The organism is Ciceribacter azotifigens (assembly GCF_048159625.1).
In the GTDB taxonomy this organism is placed as follows: domain Bacteria; phylum Pseudomonadota; class Alphaproteobacteria; order Rhizobiales; family Rhizobiaceae; genus Allorhizobium; species Allorhizobium azotifigens.
Window position 1 is genome coordinate 176,588 of record NZ_JBLQTA010000008.1, and the last position, 25,021, is coordinate 201,608.

The window sequence follows — 25,021 nt, forward strand, 5'->3', positions numbered from 1 at the left end:
CGGCGATGATATAAGAACTGTCCCGGCGAAAGCGAGGCACGCCTTCGTGTAATGCAAGATTCTTTTTCAATGTTACAAGAAAACCGGGAAACTAGAATGTCCGAGACAATCGACAATCGTCTGGAAGCCATGGGTATCCGCCTTCCGGTCGCCGCCGCACCGGCCGCGAACTACGTTCCATACGTCATCAGCGGAAACCTGCTTTACCTCTCCGGCCAGCTTCCGATGGAGGACGGCAAGATTGCGATGACCGGCCTGGTCGGCAGTGACGTCGATCTCGCGGCCGCTCAGCGGGCGGCGGAACTCTGTGCGATCAACATCCTCGCCCAGGCAAAGGCGGCGCTCGGCGATCTCGGCCGCATCGCCCGCGTCATCAAGCTCAACGGGTTCGTCGCTTCGGCACCGGGTTTCACCGAGCAGCATCTGGTGATCAACGGCGCCTCCAATCTCATCGCCAATGTTCTCGGAGACGCCGGCAAGCACGCCCGCGCCGCCGTCGGCATGGCCGCCCTGCCGCTCAACGCCGCCGTCGAGATCGATGCGATCCTGGAGATCACCCTGTGACCGACGCCCGCTGGATCAAAGACCTGCCGGTCGCCCATCGCGGCTTCCACGACATGAACAAGGCCGTCTGGGAAAACACCCTTTCGGCCTTCCAGCGGGCGATCGACGCCGGCTTTGCGATCGAATGCGACGTGCAGCTTTCGGCCGACAGCGTCCCCGTCGTGTTCCACGACCATGACGTGCAGCGGCTGTGCGGGATCGCGGGCGACGTGCGCGAGCGCACCGCCGCCGAGCTCGGCATGCTGTCCGTCGGCGGCACCGCCGACCGCATCCCGACGCTCCGGCAGATGCTGGCGCTCGTCAAGGGCCGCGTTCCACTGGTCATCGAGCTCAAGGGCACCAGCGCCGAGGAAGATGACGGCTTTGCCGCGACCGTGCTCGACGTGCTCGAAGGTTACGAAGGCAAGGTCGCGCTGATGAGCTTCGACCACTGGCTGCTGAAGGACCTGAAGGCGCTCGACTGCCCCTACCCGGTCGGACTGACTGCGGAGGGCGCCAAGCCCGAAACCTTCTTCGTCCATGACGAGGCGATGCAGCTTGGGCTCGATTTCATCTCCTACTGTGCTGCGCATCTGCCGAACAGCTTCGTCACCGCCCAGCGCGAACGCGGCATCCCGGTCATTACGTGGACGGTCAGGGATGAAATCATGCGGCAGCATACTTATAAATATGCGGAGCAGATGACCTTCGAGGGGTTCGATCCCCGGGAGACGACGGTCGCGACCGCCTGACGGGAGCAGCATGACGCAAGAGGTATCCATCCGGATCGAACGGTCCTTTACAGCGATCCCGCCCGAGCTTTGGGCCACGCTCGACGGTGCGGGGCGATACAAGCCCGGCGGGAGCTACAATCCGTTCAACGCACATGGCTTCCTCTCCGCACTCGAGGAGTCGGGATCGGCGACCGCCGAGACGGGCTGGCTCGGTCATCATCTCCTGCTGGAGGATGCCGCCGGAACCCTGATCGGCGCCGTCCCCTGCTATCTCAAGAGCCACAGCCGCGGCGAATACGTCTTCGATCACGGCTGGGCCGACGCCTACCAGCGCGCCGGCGGACGCTACTATCCGAAGCTGCAGGCTGCCATTCCGTTCACCCCGGCGACGGGGCCGCGGCTGATGGTTGCGCAAGGCCGACACCAGGCAGAGGTCCGCGCTCTGCTCGCCGCAGGCCTGCGCCAGGTCACCGAGAAGATCGGCGCCTCCTCCGCCCACGTGACCTTCCTGCCCGAAGACGAGCTCGCCGCCTTCGAGGGGCAGGGCTATCTTCACCGGACCGACCAGCAGTTCCATTTCCTGAACGCCGGCTACAGGGATCACGACGATTTCCTCGACACCCTCGCCTCGCGCAAGCGCAAGGCGCTGAAGAAGGAGCGGCGTGCGGCGCTCGAGAACGGCATCACGATCGACTGGCTCACCGGCACTGATCTCACGGAATCCGTCTGGGACCAGTTCTTCGCCTTCTACATGGATACCGGCAGCCGCAAATGGGGCCGCCCGTACCTCACACGGGATTTCTACTCGCTGATCGGGGAACGGATGGCCGACGACATCCTGCTGGTGATGGCGAAACGCAACGGGCGATACATTGCGGGCGCAATCAACTTCATCGGTGGCGACACGCTCTTCGGGCGGCATTGGGGCTGCATCGAGGAGCATCCGTTCCTGCATTTCGAAGTCTGCTATCACCAGGCGATCGATTTTGCCCTAGCGAAAGGTCTGAAGAAGGTCGAGGCCGGCGCGCAGGGCGAGCACAAGCTCGCCCGCGGATACCAGCCGGTGACCACCCACTCCGCGCACTTCATCGCCCATCCCGGCCTCAGGCGCGCCGTCGCCGACTATCTCGAGCATGAGCGCCGCGAAGTCGAACAGATTGGCGAGTATCTCGGCGGACACACCCCCTTCAGGAAGGGCGAGCGGCAGTGCCGCGACGACTGACGGGCGCTTGATCGTTCCCCCACGGTCGCGTTAGGTACGCAGCGAAACGAGGAGACCCACGATGACCAGCCCGGCCTACGACCCGAACAACATCTTCGCCAAAATCCTGAAAAACGAGATTCCCTCGGTCCGTCTCTACGAGGACGAGCATACGCTCGCCTTCATGGACGTGATGCCGCAATCGCCGGGCCATCTCCTCGTCATTCCGAAGGAAGGATCGCGCAACCTGCTTGACGCCGATCCCGCAGTCCTCGCCCGCACAATCCCGGTCGTCCAGAAGCTCGCGGTCGCTGCCAAGGAGGCGCTCGACGCCGACGGCGTCTTCGTCGCCCAGTTCAACGAGCCCACCGCCGGCCAGACGGTCTTCCACCTGCATTTCCACGTCATCCCGCGCTATGAGGGTGTGCCGCTCCGGCCGCATTCCGGCCAGATGGAGGATGTCGAGGTGCTGAAGGCGCACGCAGAGAAGATCAAGGCGGCGCTGTAAGCGCCACCCTCCCCTTGAGGGGGAGGGTCGGAGCGCCGCTCCGGGGTGGCGTGACCCTTCCGGCGACAAAACCCACTCCCTGGCACGCAACGTCACCCCCACCCGCGCGCGACCTCCCCCATCAGGGAGGTAACGATTCGGCCGAACGCTGAGATTTCCGACCCTTACTCCGGATTGCGATAGCCGTTCCTCTCCGGGAACGGCCAGTCTTTCAAGAGGCCCATGTCCGGCCTGAATATCTCGACCTTCAGCGGATAGCACGCGGCCGCGTCGCTCGAATGGGTGGTGCTGCAGTCGCCGCCGGGGCAGGCAGACAGTGCGCCGATGAGGTCGATCTCGGCGAAAAATTCGATGTAGTCGCCGGGCCGGACCGGGCTCGCCTTCATGAAATATTGGTGCGTATCGCTGGTAAAGCCGGTGCACATAAAGACGTTGAGCACATCGTGGACATACGGCTCGGCCTCGCGGAAGGCGAGGCCCTTCGCTCCGGCGAGCGCGCGCGTCAGGTTCGAATGGCAGCAATGATGATAGTCGCCACCGGAGAGCAGCCGGTTAGTATAGGGATCGCAGCGCGTGCCGATGACATCGTGCAGACCCGCCCCGTCGTCGTCCCAACCGTACCAGGCGAGCGTATCGTGGGTGATCGTCGCCATCGGCCGCAGATGCGGCAGCGAGCTCCAGAGCCGGTCGCCGACCGAGACATGGGTCGCGTGCAGCGCCCGCGTCTTGCCGCTGAAGAAGCGTTCGGAAAGGTCCGCCGCGTTCCATAGGTTGAGGTCGCCGACCTGCGGCCCCTCGATGCTGACGACACGGAAGAAATGCCCCTTCGGCACCTCGAACGCTCCACCATCGCGCGGCGGAACGACGATTTCATCGATTTTTTCAAGCGTTGCGCGCGCTTCTTCGAGTCGCGCCATGTCCGGAGCCGGCAAGGTTCCGTTAGGATAGACGACGACGGGGCGACGGGCCCGGCGCTCGGCGGCGTCGGCGGGGGCCTGGACGGCGGACTTGGCGGTCATGAACGATCCTGCGCTCTCATAGACGAATAACTGGGCGGACACTGCACGCCAGCAAGGCCGCTGGCAAGACGGCTTCTCCTTGCCACAAGGCTAAGCGTCACTTATCCTCGTCCGTCATGAAGTTTCCGCCCCTGCCAAGTCTCCGCGCCTTCGAATCCGCCGCCCGCCGCGAGAATTTCCGACAGGCGGCCGCCGAGCTCGGCATCACGCCGGCCGCCGTCAGCCAGCATGTGCGCAGCCTCGAAACCTGGCTCGGTGTCAGCCTCTTCGAGCGCAGCGCGCGTGGCGTGCGGTTGACGCCCGCCGGGCGGGAATTCGGCAATGCTGTGACCGCGGGGCTCACCGGCATCGCTGCTGCCGCCGAACAACTGTCGGCCGGAGCAAAGCGCCGCACCGTGCGGCTCGCCTGCCTTCCCTCAGTCGTCACCCATTGGCTGGCGCCGCGATTGCCGCGCTTCCGCGTCGCCCATCCGGACATACAGGTCGCGATCTCCTATGCGGCAGGCGCAAAGACAGCATCGGAAGCCGCGGCAGACTTGCTGATCCAGCACGGCGCTCGTCCGGATGCCGGGGCGGTACCGATTCTCTCCGGTGCAACACGCCCGATCTGCGCGCCGGCCTATCTGCATCGCAGAGGCCCGATCCGCGATCCCCGCGAACTTTTCAAGGCCGATCTCCTGCACGACGAGAGCCCGGCCGCCTGGCGACGGTGGTTTTCCGAAGGAGGTCTCGAAAGCCCGCGCGAGGCGGGGCCAATCTTCGCCGATTTCAACCTGCTCCTGAGTTCTCTGACGGCCGGGCTCGGCGTTGCGCTCTGCCCGACCGCGCTCATTGTCGACGAGCTTTCGCGAGGGGAACTCGAAATCCTGTTCGATCGCCCGACGGACATGGAGAAGGCTTACTGGTTGACGGAAGCGGCAAGCCTCTCACCGGAAGCAGTGCTGATGCGAGACTGGTTGCTGGCGGAGGCGGCCGATGCGCCCCCTCCGGAGGGTTAAGGCTCAGACGAAGACAAGGCCGAGCGCCAGAAGGGCCACGGAGACCACGACGCCGACGACGACCCGCTGCCCCGCTACCAGGAAGGCAGCGAAGCCGAGCCCTGCCGCCACGAGCCGCAGCCAGAGCGGCGAGGCTTCAAGACTGCCGGTCGGAAAGACGATGAGCTTCGCAGTCACCGCCATGACCAGCGATGTGGCAACCGCCCTCACCCATTTCAGCGCCTCGGAATCCTCGTTCATGCGGTTGCCGGCAACCACGCCGAGCCAACGCCAGATATCCGTCGCCAGCCAGCCCGCGACGAGGATCACGGCATAGATCGAGTAGTCGCTCATCGGCCTTCTCCCGCTCGGTGCTTCCGCCGGCCGGAAAGGACCAGCCGATCAGTGAGATAGGCCAGCGTTCCGCCACCGAGACCGGCGATCAGGACGTCCAATCCCGGCACAACCATCGACAACAGCGGCCCGCCGACAACTCCGATGAGAAACGCCAGCTTGAGGACGGGCTGGCGCGACGTCGCCCAGATCGAGGCGACGAAATAAACCGGTGTGAGAAAGAACAGCACGCCGGCGACCATCGGCGGGAAGGTCTCGACGAGGCCGTAGCAGATACCGACGAGAAGCGTGTTGGTGAGCGTCAGCGTGATCGCGAAACCGGCAAAGTAGACGGTACGATGCTCGCGCGGAACGGTACCGATGTGCTGGGTGGTGAACACCCACGCGGTGATCGCGATGAAATGGGAAAGGAAGAGCAGCAACCAGACGGGTGTGCGCGGCGTGCGGATTTCCGGAACGAGCGACGCCACCATCGGCATCATCCGAATCGAGGAGAGCGAAACGGCAACGATGATCGCGAGAATATGGGCGCCGCTCGCGAGCATTCCGGTCAGGATCATCTTGGCCGGCAGCGCCCAGACCATCAGCGTCATAAAAATGGCCGCGCCGCGCGAAATGCCGGCCTCGAGCGCGAAGGCGGCGAAACCGACGAAGGAGGTCATCAGGATCAGCGCCGGCAGGCTGAAAATGCCGCTTGCACCGCGCCGGAACCAGCGAAAAGACTCGGAATCGGCAGTCTGAAACGGCATCGGCAGATCCCAGGGGAGACGGCGGGGACCGGCGAGAGACGCCGCCGGCACAGGGTTTGTGCAAGCAATACCGGCGATTCCCGGCACGAGACAGCGGTTTTCCGCAACCCGGCCATTCCTTCAGCGCATGCCGTCGGGCCCGCCGCTCACCGAAATCATCAACCAGCTCCGGCCGCGACGCATGTAGACCTCCGTCCAGCGCCCGGCGACGGCCTGGGATGCGCCGCCTGCGGCCTCGACCTCCGCTTCGTAACGATAGTGCACGACGCCGACTTCGTGATCGAAGACCGTGACTTCGAGAGGCTGCAGCCTGTAGCGGAGAATGCGCGGCGAACCCGGCCCGACGGAAGCCACCGCCGCCTCATAATCGTGCGGCCTGTCGAGGCCGGTCACCCAGCCGCTGTAATCGGGATGGAGAAGCCTGCGGACCGGTGCGGTCTCACGCCGGCGGGCAAGCTCCCATAGCATCTGGACGTGCTCCCAGAGCAGCTGCTCCTCATCACCGTGACGAGGTATCCCACCGCTCTCATGCTCCATCCTTCCGCTCCCCCGATTGCCGTCGGCAGTACCGACGAGAAAACCCTCGCAGCGTGGCTGCGAGGGGTCAATTCACCTCTTCGTATAGCAAGGGACTACCACTCGAAGACCAACCGCTATTTCTTCTTCGGCACCTTGGGAACCGAGCTTCGCTTTTTCGGAGCCGGAGCCTCGCCCGGCTCTTCCGTCGAGGCTTTCGCCTTGCGGGCAGTCCTGGCCTCTCCGCCGACGGTTTCGGCCTCCGCCTTCGGCTTTACCGGCGCGACATCCGGAACCGCATCGAGATCGAGGACCTCGGCGCCGGTCTCGTCCTTCTTCACACCGACCTTGACGACACCGCCTTTCTTCAGCTTGCCGAAGAGGATCTCGTTGGCGAGCGGCTTCTTGATGTGCTCCTGAATGACGCGCGCCAGCGGACGGGCACCCATCTTTTCGTCATAGCCACGGGTGGCAAGCCAGGCGATCGCCTCCGGCGCGAGGTCGAAGGTGACGTTGCGCTCGGAAAGCTGCGCCTCGAGCTGCATGACGAACTTCTGCACCACCTGATGGATGACCTCGGTCGGCAGCGGTGCGAACTGGATCGTCGCATCGAGGCGGTTGCGGAATTCCGGGGTGAAGAGACGGTTGAGGGCCTCCTCTTCCTCTCCCGTCCGCTTGGACGAGCCGAAACCGATTGCCGCCTTTGCGCCTTCCGTCGCGCCCGCGTTGGTCGTCATGATTAGGATGACGTTGCGGAAGTCGATCTTCTTGCCGTTGTGGTCGGTCAGCGAACCGTGATCCATAACTTGAAGCAGGATGTTGTAGATGTCCGGATGCGCCTTTTCGATCTCGTCGAGCAGGACGACCGAATGCGGGTGCTGGTCCACGCCGTCGGTCAGCAGACCGCCCTGGTCGAAGCCGACATAGCCGGGAGGCGCCCCGAGAAGCCGCGAGACGGTGTGGCGTTCCATGTATTCGGACATGTCGAAGCGCAGCAGTTCGACGCCGAGCGAGGCGGCAAGCTGCTTTGCGACTTCGGTCTTGCCCACACCCGTCGGGCCGGAGAAAACATAGCAGCCGATCGGCTTGTTCGGTTCGCGCAGGCCGGCTCGGGCAAGCTTGATCGAGGTCGAGAGCGCCTCGATCGCCTTGTCCTGGCCGTAGACCACCGAACGGAGCTCCTTCTCGAGATTGGCGAGCACCATCTCGTCGTCCTTGGAGACGGTCTTCGGAGGGATGCGCGCCATCGTCGCGATCGTCGCCTCGATCTCCCGCTCGGTAATCAGCTTGCGCCGCTTGGACGCGGGCAGCAGCATCTGCGCCGCACCGGTTTCGTCGATGACGTCGATCGCCTTGTCCGGCAGCTTGCGGTCGGAGATGTAGCGCGCCGAAAGCTCGACTGCCGCCTTGATCGCCTCGTTCGTGTAGCGGAGCTTGTGGTAGTCCTCGAAATAGGGCTTCAGGCCCTTCATGATCTCGATCGCGTCGTCGATCGAAGGCTCGTTGACGTCGATCTTCTGGAAACGGCGAACGAGAGCCCGATCCTTCTCGAAGAACTGGCGGTATTCCTTGTAAGTCGTCGACCCGATGCAACGGATCGCCCCCGAAGACAGCGCCGGCTTCAGGAGGTTCGAGGCGTCCATGGCGCCGCCCGACGTCGCGCCCGCACCGATAACGGTGTGGATCTCGTCGATGAAGAGCACGGCGCCCGGGTAATCCTCGAGTTCCTTGACGACCTGTTTCAGGCGCTCCTCGAAATCGCCGCGATAGCGGGTACCGGCAAGCAGGGTACCCATATCGAGCGAGAAAATCGTCGCATCCTTCAGCGCGTCGGGAACCTTGCCCTCGACGATGCGCTTGGCGAGGCCTTCGGCGATCGCCGTCTTGCCGACGCCGGGATCGCCGACATAGAGCGGATTGTTCTTGGAACGGCGGCAAAGCACCTGGATCGTCCGGTTGACCTCGTCGTTGCGGCCGATCAGCGGATCGATCCGGCCCGCACGCGCCTTCTCGTTGAGGTTGACGCAGTAAGCCTTGAGGGCTTCCTGCTTGCCCTTGGGGGCTCCGTCCTCCTGGTCACGCGCCTGCTTGGCCTCGGCTTCGCCCTCCTCGGCGCCACGCGGCGGGCGCACCTGCGACGCGCCCGGACGCTTGCCAATGCCGTGGGAAATGTAGTTGACCGCGTCGTAGCGGGTCATCTCCTGCTCCTGCAGGAAATAGGCCGCATGGCTCTCGCGCTCGGCGAAGATGGCGACCAGCACGTTCGCGCCGGTCACCTCTTCGCGGCCGGACGACTGCACGTGAATGACCGCGCGCTGGATGACACGCTGGAAGCCGGAGGTCGGCTTGGAGTCCTCGTCGTAGCCCGTCACCAGGTTCGAAAGCTCGTTGTCGACATAGTCGCTGACGGTTTTGCGCAACACGTCGAGGTTGACGTTGCACGCCCCCATCACGGCAGCCGCATCGGCATCGTCGATCAGCGCGAGCAGAAGATGCTCGAGCGTGGCATATTCGTGATGCCGCTCGTTCGCGTAGGTCAGTGCCTGGTGCAGCGCCTTTTCGAGGCTCGGAGAAAATGTTGGCACGTCAGATCCTCACTTCTTTTCCATCACACATTGCAGCGGGTGCTCGTGCTGCCGGGCAAAATCCATCACCTGACTGACCTTGGTCTCGGCGACCTCGTAGGTGAAGACACCGCACTCCCCGACGCCATGATTGTGAACATGCAACATGATACGCGTGGCGGCCTCCCTGTCCTTCTGGAAGAAGCGCTCCAGGATGTGGATCACGAATTCCATCGGGGTGTAGTCGTCGTTGAGAAGCAGCACGCGATACAGATTCGGCTTCTTGGTCTTGGGCTTCGTGCGCGTGATGACGGACGTGCCGCGACCGGCGTTGTCCCCGTCACTTTTCTGCTGCATGAAGACCGGCGTGGCGATCATATTCTTCCATTCTCCAGTGGTTCGCCGGCCGGCTGGCGCCGAGGCGAACACTTAGCACATTAAGGTAGTTCGTAATTTGGTGATTTTAAGCCCCCTGCAAGGGAGTGCAAACACATTTGCATCGCATCGGCCGCCGCCGCCGAGAAAAGCGGGGACAGGCCGTGAGAGACAACGCAGAAGGCCGGCCGCGGATCCCGCAGCCGGCCTTGATTTATTCGATGCGCGGTGGCGCGGCGGGTTGGCCTCAGGCGGCCGCCGCGGCCGGGACGCCGACGGACTTCGATGCCTTGGCGACCGGGGTCTCATAGGGCTTGTAGGCGTTTCTCGCGAGATCGGCGTACATTTCCGTGAGCTTCGTCGCTTCGGAAACGAAGCCTTCGTAGGCGCCCTTCACGAAGTTCGTCTGCAGTTCGAGTGCACCTTCGACGCTCTTCACGCCGGCCAGGCTTTCCATATGCGCAACCGCATCCTGGAATGACTTCTTCGAATATTCGGAAGCCTCCGTCGCGATGGCCTGAAAGCCCTTCGCGATCTCTGCGTAATTCTTCAGCATCGCGTCCATCGCTTCCTTGCCCTTCCTGTTCGCTTCATCGAAATTAAACATACGGCAGCGTCCCTTCTGCTTGATTTCGCTGCTGATCCACATAGCGCATGCACAATTTTTGTCAATTGTTTTCCGCGATGCAATATCGCGTCTAGGTTGTACACGTCGCCAAAAAGAAGGGCCGCCTGGATGACGGGCGACCCTGCATGCTGATATGGTAGAAATATATCAGCAAGCCTGCAACTAGAAGCTTAGAGATCGACGTCGAGGATCGCCATCGAGAAATTGTAGGAGAGATCACCGTCCTCGTCGTCGCGGAAGACCACGCCGAGAAACTCGTCACCGAGATAGACTTCCGCAGAGTCGTCCTTGCGGGGGCGCGCCTTGACCACGATGGCCGGATTGAACGTCCGCTTGAAATAGGCGTCGAGTTTCTTGATTTCGTCGGGCTTCACTACAGTTCTCCATGGGCGATTCAGGTTCGCGGCGCTTGTCGCACGGCCGCTCGGATGATGTAAAGACGCGGCTGCGGACAAATGGCCGGAGGCTGAAACCCCACCGCCCTCGACTGCCTTTGCCGACATGGCTGTTTCCGGTCACGCCTCGGAGGCGAGCATCTGGTCCATCGAGCGGGCCGGCTCGGCACAACCCGCCTCACCCACCACGCGGGCCGGGACACCGGCCACGGTCGAGCCCTTGGGAACCGGTTTCAGCACGACGGAACCGGCAGCGACGCGCGAGCAGCAACCGACCTCGATATTGCCGAGCACCTTCGCCCCTGCCCCGATCAGCACGCCGTCGCCGATCTTCGGATGACGGTCGCTTCCCTCCTTGCCGGTGCCGCCGAGCGTGACACCGTGCAGGATCGAGACATTGTCGCCAATCCGCGCCGTCTCGCCGACGACGAGGCCCGTGGCATGATCGAGGAAAATGCCCTTGCCGATCCGCGCCGCCGGATTGATGTCCGTCTGGAAGACGCTGGATGAACGGCTCTGCAGATAGAGCGCGAAATCACGCCGTCCGCCATTCCACAGCCAGTGTGCGAGGCGATGGGTCTGGATGGCATGGAATCCCTTGAAATAGAGAACCGGTTCAATGAATCGCGTGCAGGCCGGGTCGCGATCATAGACCGCCTGGATGTCGACGCGCATGATCTGGCCCCATTCCGGCCAGTCGCGCACCATCTCCTCGAACGTCTGCCGCAGCAGGATCGCCTGAAGGTCCGCATGATCCAGCCGCTCGCAAATCCGATAGATGACGCAATCTTCGAGGGAACGATGATTGAGGATCGTCGAATAGAGGAAGGCCGCCAGGAGCGGATCATGTTCGGCCGCCGTCCGGGCCTCGTGGCGAAGCGTATCCCAGATGGGATCCATCGACTTGATATGCTCGCCGTGGAGGACTTCTGTCTTTGCGGCCATCGCCGGTCTCCTCTGTTCCATTGCGGTTACATTATATAGGCTATCGGCAACGCAAACCAGATGGGCAGAAACGATGAAGCAAATCCGTGATTTCGCTGCAGGAAAAATTCGTACCGAGAGCCGTGACGGCGTCGGCCTCCTCGTCATCGACAATCCGGAACGCAAGAATGCCGTCACGGCGGCCATGTGGCGGGCGATCCCCGACGCCGTTCACTGGCTGTCTGGTGAGGCCGGCGCGCGCGCCATCGTGCTGTCGGGCGCAGGCGAACGCGATTTCAGCGCCGGCGCCGATATCTCGGAGTTCCCGGTCGTGCGCAAGGACACGGCCACCGCACGGCTCTACGAGGCGGAAAATAGTGCGGCCTTCACCGCCGTGCGGGAGGCGCGCGTGCCCGTCATCGCCGCGATCCGCGGAATATGCTACGGCGGCGGCTTCGGACTCGCTGCAGCGTGCGACCTGCGCATCGCCGACGACACGGCGGCCTTCGCGGTCCCGGCCGCCCGCCTCGGCCTTGCCTATCCGGCCGACGCCGTCCAGGACTTTGCGCGATCGCTCGGCGACCAGACGGCCCGCAAGATGCTCTATACCGGCGCGGCAATGCGCGCTGCCGAACTGCTTGCCCGCGGCTTCCTGCTCGATGTCACGACGCCGGAGACGCTGGGAGACAGCGCATTTGCGCTCGCCGAAACCATTGCCTCCAACGCTCCGCTCTCGGTGCAGGCATCGAAGCTCGCCCTGAGGGCCGTTGCTGAACTCGACGACGACCTCCTGCGCGAAGCGGAGGTCGTCGGGGCCTCGACCTTCGACAGTGCCGACTATGCCGAGGGCCGGCGCGCCTTCGCGGAAAAGCGCAAACCGGCATTCACCGGCGAGTAGACGCCGCGGCGGTCACTGACGGCCGATCTCGCGATAGAAATCGAGCACGGCTTTCTTGAACACCTTGTCGCCGACCGCGAGCATATGGTCGCGGTTCGGAATATCGACGGCCCTTGCGTCCGGCATCAGCGCCGCCAGTTCGCCAGGCGCGCCTGCGATGTCGTCCCTGGTGCCGACGGCGATCAGTGTCGGGACATCGACGCGGGCGATATCGGCGCGATCGACCAGCACACGGGACTCCTGAATACAGGCGGCAAGCGCTATACGGTCGCTGCGGGTCTGTTCGGCGAAGGCGCGGAACATCCGTCCCCTCTCGTGGGTCACATCGGAAAGCGAAGGCGCCAGCAGCGCCTCGGCAATCGGATCCCAGTCGCCGACGCCATCACAGAGACCAATGCCGAGCCCGCCAAAGACCAGCGAACGCACGCGGTGGGGATGTTCGAGCGCCATGAAGGCGGAAATCCTCGCGCCCATCGAATAGCCCATCACATCGGCGTCGGGCAGCCCGAGATGGGTCAGCAATGCTGCGGCATCTGCCGCCATCCGCGACGGATGGTAGGCCTCCGGCTCATGCGGACGATCGCTCGCGCCATGGCCGCGATTGTCGATTGCGATAACACGGTAGCCGGCCTCCCCGAGCGTCTTGAGCCAGCCCGGATGGACCCAGTTCACCGTCGCTGTCGAGGCGAATCCGTGGATCAGTAGAATCGGCGGACCGGACGGATCGCCGGCGTCGAAGTAGGCGAGCTGCAAGCCGTCGTGATAGAAGAGGGAGAATGCGGGCGCATTCAGGTTCATCGCTGCGGTCCATCTTGTTTGGCGGGATAACGGCGCGCACCTTAGTGAAACGCGACCGCGCATCAAAGGTGCATCGCCCTCTTTTCTGTGGGTTCGGCGCGTGTTTGTCTCTACACATTCGCGGCGAAGGAGGATAATGTTCGCCGCAAAGCGAAAAGGCATTCGGAGAGACATATGGCCGGGCACACCATTCCCCACTTCCAGAACGACGGCGGACACCGCGTGATCGAGATCGGCGTGAAGGAGTTCATGTGCACGGGCGCTTCCGCCCCCTTCGATCATCCGCATATCTTCATCGACATGGGCGACGACAACGAAAAGGTCTGCTCCTACTGCTCGACCCTCTATCGTTATAATCCTTCGCTGAAGGCCGAACAGACCAACCCCACGGGCTGCGTCTATCACGTCAAGGCGGCCTGACGCCCCCCGCATTCCACGATCGGCAAGGCCATGTCCACCAACGTCGTCGCCATCATCGGAGCCGGGATGGCGGGGCTTACGGCTGCGCTGTCGCTGGCGCGACACGGGATCCGCAGTGAAATCCTCGAACAGGCACCGCAGCTCGGCGAAGTCGGAGCCGGCCTGCAGATTTCGCCCAATGCCTCGAGGATCCTTCGCGAACTCGGTGTCCTCGGCGACATCGAACAACGATGGTGCGAGCCGCAGGAAATCCGGCTGAAATCCGGCGTGACGCTCGGGGCACTCGCCGCCGTTCCGGTCGGCGCTTTCGCGCGAGAGCGCTGGGGTGCACCCTACGGTGTTCTGCACCGATCGACGCTCCAGCAGGCGCTCCTTTCGTCGGTGCTGCGCAATCCGCTCTGCAAGATCCATCTCGGCTGCCATATGGAGAGCCCGAGTGATGCGGCGATCGCCCGCACGGTCGGCGAGCGGCCGGATCTCATCATCGGAGCGGACGGCGTCTGGTCGAGAGCCCGAGCCCGCATCCCGGGGGCGCCCAAGACGCACTTTTCCGGCAATATCGCGTGGCGCTTCACGATGGCAGGAGCAAACGCGCCGGACTTCCTCGATCCGTCGAACGTCACCGCCTTCCTCGGCCCGAGGACCCACCTCGTCTGCTATCCGCTGAAAGAGATCGCCGGTTTCAACATAGTGGCGATCGCCGCGGGCGTCGATCCCGGCGAAACCTGGTCGACGGAAGGCAGCGAGCGGCAAAACCGGACACTCACCGAGCAATTCTCCGAATGGAATCCCGATATCCGGAACCTGCTTTCGAGTTTGCGAGGCGCCACTTTCTGGCCGCTGTACCAGGCAGGGCCCGGTCGGTGGCAGAACGGGCGGGACACGGTGCTGATCGGTGATGCCGCGCACGCCATGATGCCGTTTGCCGCGCAGGGTGCGGCGATGGCGATCGAAGATGCCTTCGAACTCGGCGGCCTCGTCGCCGGCACGCCGCTCCCCGAGGCACTCGCGATCTACGAGCGCGTTCGTCAGGCGCGCGCCGCCCGGGTCGGCAAACGCGGTGCGTTCAACCGCTTCGCCTATCACGCACGCGGCCCGGTCCGCATCGCCCGCGACCTGGTGCTTGCGACGCGATCACCGCAGAGCCTCGCCGCCGATCTGGACTGGCTCTACGGCTATCGCGCGAAGGGCTGAGTTCAGGCCCCGGCCGCGGCCCGGAACCCGCGTTCAAGGTCGGCAATGATGTCCTCGACATTTTCCAGCCCGATCTGCAGGCGGATGACCGGACCTTCGGCCGGCGCCTTGCGGATCTTGCGGTCGGAGAGATCGACCATGACGGCAAGGCTCTCATAGCCGCCCCAGGAATAACCGAGTCCGAAGAGCGAGAGTTCATTGAGAAAGGCCCGCGCCTTCGGCTTGAAGCTTTCGCGGTCATCGACCTTCAGCACGAAGGAGAAGATGCCGCTCGCGCCCTTGAAGTCGCGTTTCCAGATGTCGTGTCCAGGAAAGCTCGGCAGGCCCGGGTGCAGGACCCTTGCGACGTCGTCACGAGCCTCGAGCCACCTGGCGACTGCAAGCGCGCTTCTGTTGTGATGCTCCAGCCGGAGATTCATCGTCCGCAGCCCGCGCAGGATCATGTAGGAATCGTCCGGCGAACCGCAGATGCCGAGCGTGCCGTTTGCTTCCTTCAACTGCGGCCAATGGGCGGCATTGGCCGAAACCGTTCCCATCAGGATATCGGAATGGCCGGACGGATACTTCGTCGCCGCATGGATCGAGACGTCGACACCGAAATCGAGCGGCTTGAAGTAGATCGGGGTCGCCCAGGTGTTGTCCATCGTGACGACGCAACCGTGCCTGTGCGCCGCCTCCGAGATCGCCCGGATGTCCTGCATCTCGAAAGTGTTGGAGCCCGGAGCCTCCGTGTGCACGAGTTTCGTGTTCGGACGGATCTGCGCCTCGATCCCCGAACCGATGTCCGGATCATAATATTCGACCGTGACGCCGAGGCGGGTCAGCATCGTGTCGCAGAAGTGGCGGCAGGGTCCATAGACCGAGTCGACGATGAGTGCATGGTCGCCGGGAGACAGGAAGGCCAGAAACGGAACGGTGATCGCGGCAAGCCCGCTCGGGACGAGAATTGTACCGGCCGAACCCTCGAGTTCGTCGATGGCTTCGCAGAGCGCATCCGTCGTCGGCGTTCCGCGCGTGCCGTATGTATATTTCTGCGAGCGGGTTTCCATGGTCTGCACATCCGGGAACAGAACGGTCGAAGCATGGACCACGGGCGGATTGACGAAGCCGTAATAGCTCATCGGGTCGTTGCCGACGTGACACAAGCGCGTGTCCGTACCGGCAGCCGCCAGCATTTCTTTTCTGTCTCTCATGCGAGCTCAACCTTTCTCGGGAATCTGGAGGTCGGATTTTTCGTATCCGAAGGGACGGACGTCAAGCGCTGCGGTGACGTTCTTGCGATGCGGTTTTGCCCGGACTTATGCGGCGAACCGGTGATTTTTTAGCCAATTTCCGATTTTTTTCGCCATTTCCTGCCCGATTTTGATGCGAATTAGGCATTTTTCCAGCTTTTTGCCCCATTTCGCGGGCGACGTCTTGACCCTGGTTCATTTTAAGACTGTGATAGCGCCGCTCGCACCGGGAGGTCAGCGGGCCGGCGGAGGCATAAAATCGTTCATGCGAACGTGGCCGTCGTGTATTTCAAGAACAATAGACAAAGGTTGGGAAAAATGAACAAGAAGCTTCTGTCAGTCGCTCTCGGCGCTGCAGTCGTCGGTTTTGGTGCACCGGCTGCATTTGCCGGCACGCTCGACGACGTGAAGGCGAAGGGATTCGTGCAGTGCGGCGTCAACGGCTCCAATCTCGCCGGCTTCGGCGCCCAGGACTCCTCGGGCAACTGGGCCGGTCTTGACGTCGACGTCTGCCGTGCCGTTGCCGCCGCCGTTTTCGGCGACGCAACCAAGGTCAAGTACACCCCCCTCTCGGCAAAGGACCGCTTCCCCGCCCTGCAGTCGGGCGAAGTCGACATGCTGGCCCGTAACACGACCTGGACCGTCAGCCGCGACTCGCAGCTCGGCTTCGACTTCCGCGTCGTCAATTACTACGACGGCCAGGGCTTCATGGTTCCGAAGAGCCTCAACGTAAAGTCCGCGCTCGAGCTCTCGGGCGCCGCCGTCTGCGTACAGTCCGGCACGACTACCGAGCTCAACCTTGCCGACTACTTCAAGGCCAACGGCCTTGAGTACAAGCCGGTCGTGTTCGAGAAGCAGGAAGAAGTCGACGCGGCCTACCAGTCCGGCCGTTGCGACGTCTACACGACCGACCAGTCCGGCCTGTATTCGATCCGCCTGTCGCTCGCCAACCCCGACGACCATATGGTTCTGCCGGAAATCATCTCCAAGGAACCGCTCGGCCCGGCCGTTCGCCAGAACGATTCCAAGTGGTTCGACATCGTGACCTGGGCGCATTACGCCATGGTTTCGGCTGAAGAGTTCGGCATCACCACCGCCAACGTCGACGAAATGCTGAAGTCCGAAAACCCGGACATCAAGCGCTTCCTTGGCGAGGAAAAGGACCAGACCATCGGCAAGGACCTCGGCCTTGACGAGAAGTGGGCGTACAACATCGTCAAGCAGGTCGGCAACTACGGTGAGTCCTTCGAGCGCAACGTCGGCGCCGGCAGCCCGCTGAAGATCGAGCGCGGCCTCAACGCCCTGTGGACCAAGGGCGGTCTGCAGTACGCTCCGCCGATCCGCTGAGCGGTCGCAACCAGCATACCGGAAAGGCGCCTCGGCGCCTTTCCGATCGACAGACTGAAAAAAGGCAGCTACGAAAAATGATGGCTGCGAAAAGGGGATAATGCATGGCAGTGGTCGCCTCGGGCCGGAACGGCAATAGCCGTTCGGTGCACTCTTTGCTGTACAATCCAGCTTTCCGTCAGTTCGTCTATCAGGCGCTGACCCTTGTCTTCATCGTCTGGCTGTTCTGGTTCGCCGGAACCAACGCCGCCCAGAACCTCGCCCGCGCGAACATGACGGCGGGCTTCGAATTCCTGCGGAACCGGGCGGGCTTCGACATCGCCCAGACGCCGATCGCTTATACGAGCGACAATACATACTTGCAGGCGCTCGCGGTCGGCCTGGTAAACACCTTGATCATCGCGGTGAGCGGGATCATCACGGCCAGCATCATCGGCCTGATCGTCGGCATTGGCCGGCTCTCGCACAACTGGCTGGTCTCCCGGCTCGCGACGGTCTATGTCGAGGTGTTCCGCAACATACCGCCGCTGCTCGTCATCTTCTTCTGGTACAAGGGCGTCCTGTCCCTGTTGCCAGAGGTCCGATCGGCGCTGGCATTGCCGCTCTCCGTCTTCGTGAGCAACCGCGGCATATACATGCCAGCACCGGTCTTCGGCGAAGGCATAGCATTTGTCGTCGCGGCCTTTGTTGCAGGCGTCGTCGCCGCGATCTTTTATTCGCGGTGGGCGACGAAGAGACAACTCGCCACGGGCAAGCGTCCGCCGGTGCTCTGGACCAATATCGCGCTGATCGTCGGATTGCCGATCGTCGTCTTCGTCGTCCTCGGCGCGCCGATCACCTTCGACATTCCCGAACTCGGAAAGTTCAACATGCGCGGCGGCACCGTCATAGGTCCCGAGTTCCTGTCGCTTTACATGGCGCTTTCCTTCTACACGGCCGCGTTCATCGCCGAAATCGTGCGTGCTGGTATCCGCGGCGTGCCGAAGGGCCAGACGGAAGCTGCGAGCGCGCTCGGCCTGCGGAGCGGTCCGACGACGCGTCTCGTCGTCCTGCCGCAGGCGCTGCGGATCATTATTCCGCCGCTCACCTCGCAGTACCTCAACCTGACCAAGAACTCCTCGCTCGCCGTCGCCATCGGTTACGCCGACCTGGTCGCTGTCGGCGGGACCATCCTCAATCAGTCCGGCCATTCGATCGAGATTATTGCGATCTGGATGCTGATCTACGTGTCGATCAGCCTCGCGACGTCTCTCTTCATGAACTGGTTCAACGCCAAGATGGCCCTGGTGGAGCGCTGACATGAGCGAAAACAACGTCTCCTATCTCCGCCAGGAGTTCCTGGATCCCCAGCCCGCCCCGCTGAGCGACCGCTCGGCGTTCGGCTGGGCCCGCAAGAACCTGTTTGCAACCCCGCTCGATGCGGTGACGACGGTCGTCTTCGGCGCAATCATCGTCTGGTTCGCCGTATCGACTTTCGACTGGTTGTTCATCTCGGCGGTCTGGACCGGCGATGGCCGTGCCGTCTGCGCCACCACTGTTCAGGGCGGTATCCAGCCGGATGGCTGGAGCGGCGCCTGCTGGGCCTATGTCGGCGACTGGTTCACCCAGTTCATGGTCGGCTCCTATCCGCGCGACCAGCTCTGGCGGCCGATCCTCGTCGCCATCCTCTTCGTCGGTCTGCTCGTGCCGATGCTCGTCCCGTCCGCGCCGCGCAAGGGGCTCAATGCCCTGCTGCTCTTCGTCGCCCTGCCGATCCTCGCCTATGTGCTGCTGCTTGGCGGCTGGTTCGGCCTCTCCCATGTGGAAACCAGCCAGTGGGGCGGCCTGATGGTGACGCTGCTGCTATCCTTCGTCGGTATCGTGGTCTCCCTGCCCTTCGGCATCGTGCTCGCGCTCGGCCGTCGCTCCGACATGCCAATCGTGCGGAGCGCTTCGATCGGGTTCATCGAGCTCGTCCGCGGCGTGCCTCTGATCACCGTGCTCTTCATGGCGAGCGTGCTGCTGCCGCTCTTCCTGACGCCCGGCAACAACATCGACAAGTTCGTTCGCGCACTGGTCGGCGTCTCGATCTTCGCCTCGGCCTACATGGCCGAAGTCATCCGCGGCGGCCTGCAGGCCATTCCAAAAGGCCAGTACGAAGGTGCCGACTCGCTCGGCCTCACCTACTGGCAGAAGATGATCCTGATTATCATGCCGCAGGCGATCAAGCTCGTCATTCCGGGCATCGTCAACACCTTCATCGGCATGTTCAAGGACACCTCGCTCGTGTCGATCATCAACATGTACGACCTGCTCGGCATCGTGAAGGCGAGCTTCGGCGACGCGAGCTGGCTGACCCCGGTCACGCCGCTCACCGGTCTCATCTTCGCCGGATTTGTATTCTGGTTGTTCTGCTTCGGGATGTCGCGCTACTCGGCTTTCGTCGAGCGCCGCCTGGACAGAGGCCACAAGAGATAAATGAGAGGAACAAACATGGCCCAGCAAGCCGTTCAATCCGGAATTTCGCAGACCGAAGTCGCGGTCGAAATCGTCAACATGAACAAGTGGTACGGGGACTTCCACGTGCTGCGCGACGTCAACCTGAAGGTCATGAAGGGCGAGCGCATCGTCATCGCCGGCCCGTCCGGTTCGGGCAAGTCGACCATGATCCGCTGCATCAACCGGCTCGAGGAGCATCAGGCCGGGCAGATCGTCGTCGACGGCATCGAGCTCACCAACGACCTGAAGAAGATCGATGAAGTCCGCCGCGAAGTCGGCATGGTATTCCAGCACTTCAACCTCTTCCCGCACCTGACGATCCTCGAGAACTGCACGCTTGCCCCGATCTGGGTTCGCAAGATGCCGAAGAAGGAAGCCGAAGAGGTCGCCATGCACTTCCTGAAGCGCGTGAAGATCCCGGAGCAGGCCAACAAGTATCCGGGCCAGCTTTCCGGCGGCCAGCAGCAGCGCGTGGCGATCGCGCGGGCGCTGTGCATGAAGCCGAAGATCATGCTCTTCGACGAACCGACCTCGGCGCTCGACCCGGAAATGGTCAAGGAAGTGCTCGATACCATGGTGGGTCTCGCCGAAGAAGGCATGACCATGCTCTGCGTAACGCACGAAATGGGCTTTGCCCGTCAGGTCGCCAACCGCGTGATCTTCATGGATCAGGGCCAGATCGTCGAGCAGAACTCGCCGGCCGAGTTCTTCGACAACCCGCAGCACGAACGCACAAAGCTGTTCCTGAGCCAGATCCTGCACTGAGGCAGGCTCAACTCCCGATACGAAAACCCGCCCGGCTCGTCGCCGCGGCGGGTTTCTCTTTGCTTCCAGCCATCCGGAAGTGCCCCCTACGGGCACCAGCCCTTGCGTTCCCCGGCCCTCGGCTGTGCCAGGCCATCGTTCAGGAGGACCGCACCGAGCGAGCGTCCGTTGCGCAGCACGACCTTATATTCACTGCCTGAAGCCGCAACCGGCATGCCTGGTGCCACGAGATCGAAGGCACCGGCATTGAGCAGTTCCTTGAGCCGGACCTTTGCGGCAAAGCCCTTGTCCCGCTCCGCCTGGCACTTCGCCCTCTCTGTCTGCGGCGCAACGGCGTCGGCGAGCACGATCTTCGTCTTTCGATGCCAGAAGGTGTCGCCGCTCGCCACGCAATTGTCGAGCCCGGAGGTGCCGCAATAATAGAACGTGCCGGCAAAGCCCCTGCCCTCCATGCCACCCTCGGCCGGACGCTGCTGCGGCAGCGCCTGCGGCAAGGTCTTGCCCACCGGTGCAGGCGGGATCAGCGCCGCCGTTGTGCGGCCCGGTTCGGGTTTCGGTTTGGCCGTCGAACCGACAGCCGCGGGCGGAACGGGCCTTGCTGGCGATGACTTGCTCGCGGTGCCGCTGTCCGCATTCTTGCCGGCACCGCTCTTCGGCTGCACCAGAGCGGCAATCCTCGGCCAGCTCGCCTGCCACTGGTCACGATTGTCGTAAACGGCGATGGCGCCGGCGACGACGATCAGCGCGCCGGCCCATGGCCAGAGGCTGCCGGACGAACGCGAGCTCGACGATTTGCGGCGCTTGCGCGGCGCGCGCTTGGATGACGACGAAGGAGAACGGGCCATGCGAATACCTCACGTCCCGCCATTATCACGGCGCGGGAGTCGTCGCCAGAGGGCATGAGAACGAGACGGGAACAGCAACCGCTGGCGCGGGTATCGGGACAGGAAATCTGGAAAATGGCGACCCCTGTTGGACTCGAACCAACGACAACCTGCTTAGAAGGCAGGTGCTCTATCCAGCTGAGCTAAGGGGCCTCCGTGCATCGCCTTTCGGTCGGCAACGACGAGGTCCTGCGAGGCCGGACGCCGTCAGTGCGTCCAGGGCTGCAGGCGATTATAACGGAAGTTGTCGGTATAGGATACGACCTGGCGCTTGGCTTCCTTGGGCAGAATCACCCGGTATTCGATGCCGTTGCGCTTGGCGAAAGCCTCTGCCTGTTCGAGCGTCTCGAAAGTGATCCTGACCTGCTGACGCGTGTCGGCCGAGCTCGTATAGCCCATCATCGGCTCGACCTTGCGCGGCACTTCCTGCTCGTACTCGAGCAGCCAGAACTGCGTCTTGGCCTTGCCCGACTGCATGGCTGTCTTGGCGGGGCGATAAATCTTGGCGGTCATGTCGCAACGAGCTCCAAAGGACTGCGAAGGAAGGAAGGTCCCCTCCCCGGACGATCGCAGGACCACCGCGGTGGTCGGAGTGGAGAGATTCGAACTCCCGACCCTCTGGTCCCAAACCAGATGCGCTACCAGACTGCGCTACACTCCGTTCCAGCGATCATTGCCGAAATACACGGTTCACCCGTCATGGGCAACAGCTAAAATCGACTTTCCGCCACCGTGAACGGTGAACAAAAACGCTGTCATTTCAACGCCACCCTGGCTGCGTCGACATCCACCCGACTACCTGGCACGATGCCGAGCGAAGCCGACCGTCCGCCGTTGACCTCCAGCACGTATCGAACCGGTCCAGGAGACGCGATGATATCCTGCGAATACGGCACCGTACGCTCGGCGATCCGGCTGACGAGCCCCTTCTCGTCAATGAACAGCATGTCGAGCGAAAGCGGAGTGTTCTTCATCCACATCATCACCATCCGCGCTTCGCCGAAATCGAAGATCATGCCAGCATCGGCGTCGAGTTCGGTCCGGAACATCAGGCCCTGCTCGCGCTCGGCGGGCGTGCCTGCCCATTCTACCTGAAAGACATGGCGCTCGCCGCCCGGCGTTTCAATCGCCAGTGCGGCCTTGCGCAGGCCGGCCTCTTCGGCCGAAGCAGCCACCGGAAGCAACAAAAAAAGCGCCAGGACAGCGCTTCTCCATATTTTGCTGATCATAGGACACTGCCTCAATGGGCGCGGGTCGCCGGGCCCGGATTGTCGGGATGAATTTCGGCGGCCATAAGCCCCTTCTCGCCATTGCCGAAGCGTACCAGAACGCTCTGCCCGGGCCGAAGTTCCGTGAGACCATAGCGCCGCAGGGTCTCCATGTGTACGAAAATGTCTTCCGTACCTTCGCCGCGCGTCAGGAAGCCGAAACCTTTGGTGCGGTTGAACCACTTCACCAGCACCCGCTCGAGCCCGCTCGTCGGCGTCACCTGCACGTGGGTGCGCACCGGCGGCATCTGCGAAGGGTGGACCGCCGTCGACTGATCCATGGAGAGGATGCGGAAGGTCTGGTAACCGCGTTCGCGCTTCTGCACCAGCGCGACGATGCGCGTACCCTCGAGGATGGTCTGGTAACCATCGCGCCGCAGGCAGGTCACGTGCAGCAGGACATCCTGCATGCCGTTGTCCGGAACGATGAACCCGAATCCCTTGGCGACATCGAACCACTTGACGATGCCGGTAATCTCGAGGAGTTCGACGCCTTCGCCGGACAGCTCCTCGAACTCAACGAGCCCTTTCGATGAAATCCTGTCCGTCATTTTCTCACGCCCCTCGAAAACGCGTCACATCGGTTCGTTAACTGATTCTTGACGAACAAGTTAACATTCGCCCGTTGGTGTCGCGCAAGTCCCTGTCTAAGATATACCCAAATCCTTTTGACGCTTCATCCTTGCTCGAAGCTGTCGTCTGCTCCATATCCGGACACGTTATTAGGAGGACATCATGCGCTATCTTCACACCATGGTGCGCGTCAAAGATCTTGATGCGTCGCTCGACTTCTACTGCCGCGTCTTCGGCCTCGCCGAGGTAAGGCGCATCGAGAACGAAAAGGGCCGGTTCACGCTGGTCTTCCTGGCCGCGCCGGACGACATCGAGGCGGCGCGCGACAACAAGGCACCCTGCCTGGAGCTCACATACAACTGGGATACCGAGGACTATACCGGAGGACGCAACTTCGGTCACCTGGCCTACGAGGTCGACGACATCTACGCCACCTGCCGGACGCTGATGGAGAACGGCGTGACGATCAACCGTCCCCCGCGCGACGGGCATATGGCCTTCGTGCGCTCGCCCGACGGAATCTCGATCGAGCTTCTGCAAAAAGGCGAAAGCCTCGCACCGGCCGAGCCCTGGCTCTCGATGCCGAATACCGGAAGCTGGTAGCGGCTTCGGCCCGCCTCGCGCAAGCTTGGCGGGCTATCCCTTTGCAGAACACGTGGCCCGACGCAGCATTTCGTCTGTTTCTGTTCGGTCGCGTTCAACCAGCTCTGCGGGGTTTTCCATGACCTGCCTGCCGATACTCTCGGTGCATCGCCGGATCGTATGGCGGATCGTCCTTTGCGGCGTGACCCTGGCGGCGCTGCAAGGCTGCGCGACGACGGGCGAGAAGACGTCCGCCGAGACAACCCCGGCCCCCGCATCCGAAGTTGCGGCGCTCCCGGCAGGGACCGTTGCCAGGAAATCGGCTCTGAAAAGCTCCGGCTATTCCGATCCGTCGGTCGTCGCGATGGCGGGAGCCGACCAACAACCGATGCCGACACCCGCAACAACGCAGGAGAACGCGGCCGCCCCGGGATCTGCGACCGCCGATCTCGGCGACGCCGTGATGCAGCCGACGGCGATAAACGCCGGCCGCTCCAGTATCTTTGCCCAGCAGCAGGAGCCGATGCCGGCCGAGGCCACGGCATCGACAATGACCGCCGCGAGCCTCGTGCCCGCCGAAATGCCGACACGGCGCGTGAGCCCGATGACCGGCAGCCTGTTCAGCGCCCCGCAATACGCTTCCGCCGATTCGGCGGGTCTGCCGACGGACGAGCAGGTCACATCACCGACGCCCGAGGCAGACGCACCGGCCGACATAGCCGACGCCCCGACAGCGACCGACGCCGAACAGACGGCAAGCGCAGATCCCGCGGAACCGATCGCGGAGGAGGCGCCGGCGGAGCCGGCGAAGAAGACGCTTTTCCCGATTCTTGGACGACTGCTCGGCAAGGCCAAGTCGTAGGTCGTCCGCCGCCTTCTGTAGCTCCGCCGACGGAAGATATCCTGTCCGTTGCAGTCGCATTCCGTTAGGTGATGCAGCTTGCATCCCACGCAGAATCTACGTCTATCCGTTTGACCTAAAACATCTTTTTCGTAACGGTTTCGCAAGAATCCACAGCCGTCACATTTTTTGCAAAAATCAGAGAAAAGCCGCTTGCGGGATTCTGAAGCCCTGACTATAAGGGCGCCACAACG

The 25,021-nt window shown here is 62.9% G+C and carries 29 protein-coding genes and 2 tRNA genes; 14 read left to right on the forward strand and 17 right to left on the reverse strand.

Features of this window, described 5'->3' with window-relative positions; translation table 11 throughout:
* The first annotated feature begins 96 nt into the window (after positions 1 to 96).
* From ACM6UT_RS13715 to ACM6UT_RS13730, 4 genes are all read left to right on the forward strand, one after another.
* Positions 97 to 564, forward strand: coding sequence for a RidA family protein (locus tag ACM6UT_RS13715; RefSeq protein ID WP_416797901.1), 468 nt, complete (start codon positions 97 to 99; stop codon positions 562 to 564).
* A complete protein-coding gene (locus tag ACM6UT_RS13720) occupies positions 561 to 1,295 on the forward strand; it encodes a glycerophosphodiester phosphodiesterase (RefSeq protein WP_416797902.1) in 735 nt (244 codons plus the stop codon). Before ACM6UT_RS13715 ends, ACM6UT_RS13720 begins: the two co-directional genes overlap by 4 nt.
* A gap of 10 nt (positions 1,296 to 1,305) precedes the next feature.
* Complete coding sequence (locus tag ACM6UT_RS13725; RefSeq protein ID WP_416797903.1) at positions 1,306 to 2,499, forward strand: GNAT family N-acetyltransferase; 1,194 nt, start codon at positions 1,306 to 1,308, stop codon at positions 2,497 to 2,499.
* Positions 2,500 to 2,560: 61 nt separating this feature from the next.
* Positions 2,561 to 2,986, forward strand: coding sequence for an HIT family protein (locus ACM6UT_RS13730; protein WP_416797904.1), 426 nt, complete (start codon positions 2,561 to 2,563; stop codon positions 2,984 to 2,986).
* Between the two features lie 164 nt (positions 2,987 to 3,150).
* On the opposite strand, the gene ACM6UT_RS13735 is transcribed toward ACM6UT_RS13730, so the two are convergent.
* On the reverse strand, positions 3,151 to 4,005 hold the full coding sequence (locus tag ACM6UT_RS13735; protein WP_416797905.1) for an urea carboxylase-associated family protein: 855 nt from the start codon (positions 4,003 to 4,005) through the stop codon (positions 3,151 to 3,153).
* A 116-nt stretch (positions 4,006 to 4,121) separates the two neighbouring features.
* Between ACM6UT_RS13735 and ACM6UT_RS13740 the strand changes: the two genes are divergently transcribed.
* Positions 4,122 to 5,003: a LysR substrate-binding domain-containing protein gene (locus tag ACM6UT_RS13740; RefSeq protein WP_416797906.1), complete on the forward strand. Its 882-nt coding sequence runs from the start codon at positions 4,122 to 4,124 to the stop codon at positions 5,001 to 5,003.
* A 3-nt stretch (positions 5,004 to 5,006) separates the two neighbouring features.
* Here ACM6UT_RS13740 and ACM6UT_RS13745 read toward each other — a convergent pair whose 3' ends face one another.
* From ACM6UT_RS13745 to cysE, 8 genes are all read right to left on the reverse strand, one after another.
* Positions 5,007 to 5,336, reverse strand: coding sequence for an AzlD domain-containing protein (locus tag ACM6UT_RS13745; RefSeq protein ID WP_416797907.1), 330 nt, complete (start codon positions 5,334 to 5,336; stop codon positions 5,007 to 5,009).
* Positions 5,333 to 6,085 carry an AzlC family ABC transporter permease gene (locus tag ACM6UT_RS13750; protein ID WP_416797908.1) on the reverse strand — a complete coding sequence of 251 codons (753 nt, stop codon included), beginning with the start codon at positions 6,083 to 6,085 and terminating at the stop codon, positions 5,333 to 5,335. Before ACM6UT_RS13750 ends, ACM6UT_RS13745 begins: the two co-directional genes overlap by 4 nt.
* A gap of 120 nt (positions 6,086 to 6,205) precedes the next feature.
* Positions 6,206 to 6,622, reverse strand: coding sequence for a nuclear transport factor 2 family protein (locus ACM6UT_RS13755; protein WP_416797909.1), 417 nt, complete (start codon positions 6,620 to 6,622; stop codon positions 6,206 to 6,208).
* 116 nt (positions 6,623 to 6,738) lie between these two features.
* The gene (gene clpA / locus ACM6UT_RS13760) at positions 6,739 to 9,186 is read right to left on the reverse strand and encodes an ATP-dependent Clp protease ATP-binding subunit ClpA (RefSeq protein ID WP_416797910.1); all 2,448 of its coding nucleotides are present in this window, start codon (positions 9,184 to 9,186) and stop codon (positions 6,739 to 6,741) included.
* Between the two features lie 9 nt (positions 9,187 to 9,195).
* Positions 9,196 to 9,543: an ATP-dependent Clp protease adapter ClpS gene (gene clpS, locus ACM6UT_RS13765; protein WP_114363134.1), complete on the reverse strand. Its 348-nt coding sequence runs from the start codon at positions 9,541 to 9,543 to the stop codon at positions 9,196 to 9,198.
* Positions 9,544 to 9,787: 244 nt separating this feature from the next.
* Positions 9,788 to 10,147 carry a phasin family protein gene (locus ACM6UT_RS13770; protein ID WP_416797911.1) on the reverse strand — a complete coding sequence of 120 codons (360 nt, stop codon included), beginning with the start codon at positions 10,145 to 10,147 and terminating at the stop codon, positions 9,788 to 9,790.
* Positions 10,148 to 10,338: 191 nt separating this feature from the next.
* Positions 10,339 to 10,542 carry a DUF3126 family protein gene (locus ACM6UT_RS13775; RefSeq protein ID WP_182307442.1) on the reverse strand — a complete coding sequence of 68 codons (204 nt, stop codon included), beginning with the start codon at positions 10,540 to 10,542 and terminating at the stop codon, positions 10,339 to 10,341.
* Between the two features lie 141 nt (positions 10,543 to 10,683).
* A complete protein-coding gene (cysE, locus tag ACM6UT_RS13780) occupies positions 10,684 to 11,508 on the reverse strand; it encodes a serine O-acetyltransferase (RefSeq protein WP_416797912.1) in 825 nt (274 codons plus the stop codon).
* A 73-nt stretch (positions 11,509 to 11,581) separates the two neighbouring features.
* On the opposite strand from cysE, the gene ACM6UT_RS13785 reads away from it, so the two are divergent.
* Positions 11,582 to 12,385, forward strand: a complete 804-nt coding sequence (locus ACM6UT_RS13785; protein ID WP_416797913.1) for an enoyl-CoA hydratase-related protein — start codon at positions 11,582 to 11,584, stop codon at positions 12,383 to 12,385.
* A gap of 12 nt (positions 12,386 to 12,397) precedes the next feature.
* Here the strand turns inward: ACM6UT_RS13785 and ACM6UT_RS13790 are convergent, their stop codons facing one another.
* The gene (locus ACM6UT_RS13790; protein WP_416797914.1) at positions 12,398 to 13,183 is read right to left on the reverse strand and encodes an alpha/beta fold hydrolase; all 786 of its coding nucleotides are present in this window, start codon (positions 13,181 to 13,183) and stop codon (positions 12,398 to 12,400) included.
* 174 nt (positions 13,184 to 13,357) lie between these two features.
* Here ACM6UT_RS13790 and ACM6UT_RS13795 point away from each other — a divergent pair, with 174 nt between their 5' ends.
* Positions 13,358 to 13,603, forward strand: a complete 246-nt coding sequence (locus ACM6UT_RS13795) for a zinc-finger domain-containing protein (protein WP_416797915.1) — start codon at positions 13,358 to 13,360, stop codon at positions 13,601 to 13,603.
* A gap of 30 nt (positions 13,604 to 13,633) precedes the next feature.
* Positions 13,634 to 14,797, forward strand: coding sequence for an FAD-dependent monooxygenase (locus ACM6UT_RS13800; protein WP_416797916.1), 1,164 nt, complete (start codon positions 13,634 to 13,636; stop codon positions 14,795 to 14,797).
* Positions 14,798 to 14,799: 2 nt separating this feature from the next.
* On the opposite strand, the gene ACM6UT_RS13805 is transcribed toward ACM6UT_RS13800, so the two are convergent.
* Entirely contained in the window at positions 14,800 to 15,990 is a 1,191-nt protein-coding gene (locus ACM6UT_RS13805) for a cystathionine beta-lyase (protein WP_416797917.1), read from the reverse strand.
* A gap of 357 nt (positions 15,991 to 16,347) precedes the next feature.
* Between ACM6UT_RS13805 and ACM6UT_RS13810 the strand changes: the two genes are divergently transcribed.
* From ACM6UT_RS13810 to ACM6UT_RS13825, 4 genes are all read left to right on the forward strand, one after another.
* The gene (locus ACM6UT_RS13810; RefSeq protein WP_416797918.1) at positions 16,348 to 17,376 is read left to right on the forward strand and encodes an amino acid ABC transporter substrate-binding protein; all 1,029 of its coding nucleotides are present in this window, start codon (positions 16,348 to 16,350) and stop codon (positions 17,374 to 17,376) included.
* Positions 17,377 to 17,480: 104 nt separating this feature from the next.
* Complete coding sequence (locus tag ACM6UT_RS13815; protein ID WP_416797919.1) at positions 17,481 to 18,674, forward strand: amino acid ABC transporter permease; 1,194 nt, start codon at positions 17,481 to 17,483, stop codon at positions 18,672 to 18,674.
* Position 18,675: 1 nt separating this feature from the next.
* A complete protein-coding gene (locus ACM6UT_RS13820) occupies positions 18,676 to 19,833 on the forward strand; it encodes an amino acid ABC transporter permease (protein ID WP_416797920.1) in 1,158 nt (385 codons plus the stop codon).
* A gap of 15 nt (positions 19,834 to 19,848) precedes the next feature.
* Positions 19,849 to 20,619: an amino acid ABC transporter ATP-binding protein gene (locus ACM6UT_RS13825; RefSeq protein WP_129331025.1), complete on the forward strand. Its 771-nt coding sequence runs from the start codon at positions 19,849 to 19,851 to the stop codon at positions 20,617 to 20,619.
* Positions 20,620 to 20,705: 86 nt separating this feature from the next.
* Here ACM6UT_RS13825 and ACM6UT_RS13830 read toward each other — a convergent pair whose 3' ends face one another.
* The 6 genes from ACM6UT_RS13830 to ACM6UT_RS13855 form a co-directional block, all read right to left on the reverse strand.
* Entirely contained in the window at positions 20,706 to 21,464 is a 759-nt protein-coding gene (locus ACM6UT_RS13830) for a nuclease (RefSeq protein WP_416797921.1), read from the reverse strand.
* A 115-nt stretch (positions 21,465 to 21,579) separates the two neighbouring features.
* Positions 21,580 to 21,656, reverse strand: a tRNA-Arg gene (locus tag ACM6UT_RS13835).
* A 54-nt stretch (positions 21,657 to 21,710) separates the two neighbouring features.
* The gene (locus tag ACM6UT_RS13840) at positions 21,711 to 22,016 is read right to left on the reverse strand and encodes an ETC complex I subunit (protein ID WP_129331027.1); all 306 of its coding nucleotides are present in this window, start codon (positions 22,014 to 22,016) and stop codon (positions 21,711 to 21,713) included.
* A 71-nt stretch (positions 22,017 to 22,087) separates the two neighbouring features.
* Positions 22,088 to 22,164 (reverse strand) — tRNA-Pro (locus ACM6UT_RS13845).
* A gap of 94 nt (positions 22,165 to 22,258) precedes the next feature.
* Complete coding sequence (locus ACM6UT_RS13850; protein ID WP_416797922.1) at positions 22,259 to 22,732, reverse strand: DUF192 domain-containing protein; 474 nt, start codon at positions 22,730 to 22,732, stop codon at positions 22,259 to 22,261.
* 11 nt (positions 22,733 to 22,743) lie between these two features.
* Positions 22,744 to 23,322, reverse strand: a complete 579-nt coding sequence (locus tag ACM6UT_RS13855) for a cold-shock protein (protein ID WP_416797923.1) — start codon at positions 23,320 to 23,322, stop codon at positions 22,744 to 22,746.
* A 184-nt stretch (positions 23,323 to 23,506) separates the two neighbouring features.
* Here ACM6UT_RS13855 and gloA point away from each other — a divergent pair, with 184 nt between their 5' ends.
* Positions 23,507 to 23,947 carry a lactoylglutathione lyase gene (gene gloA / locus ACM6UT_RS13860; RefSeq protein WP_416797924.1) on the forward strand — a complete coding sequence of 147 codons (441 nt, stop codon included), beginning with the start codon at positions 23,507 to 23,509 and terminating at the stop codon, positions 23,945 to 23,947.
* 118 nt (positions 23,948 to 24,065) lie between these two features.
* Positions 24,066 to 24,788, forward strand: a complete 723-nt coding sequence (locus ACM6UT_RS13865; protein WP_416797925.1) for a hypothetical protein — start codon at positions 24,066 to 24,068, stop codon at positions 24,786 to 24,788.
* Positions 24,789 to 25,021: the final 233 nt, after the last annotated feature.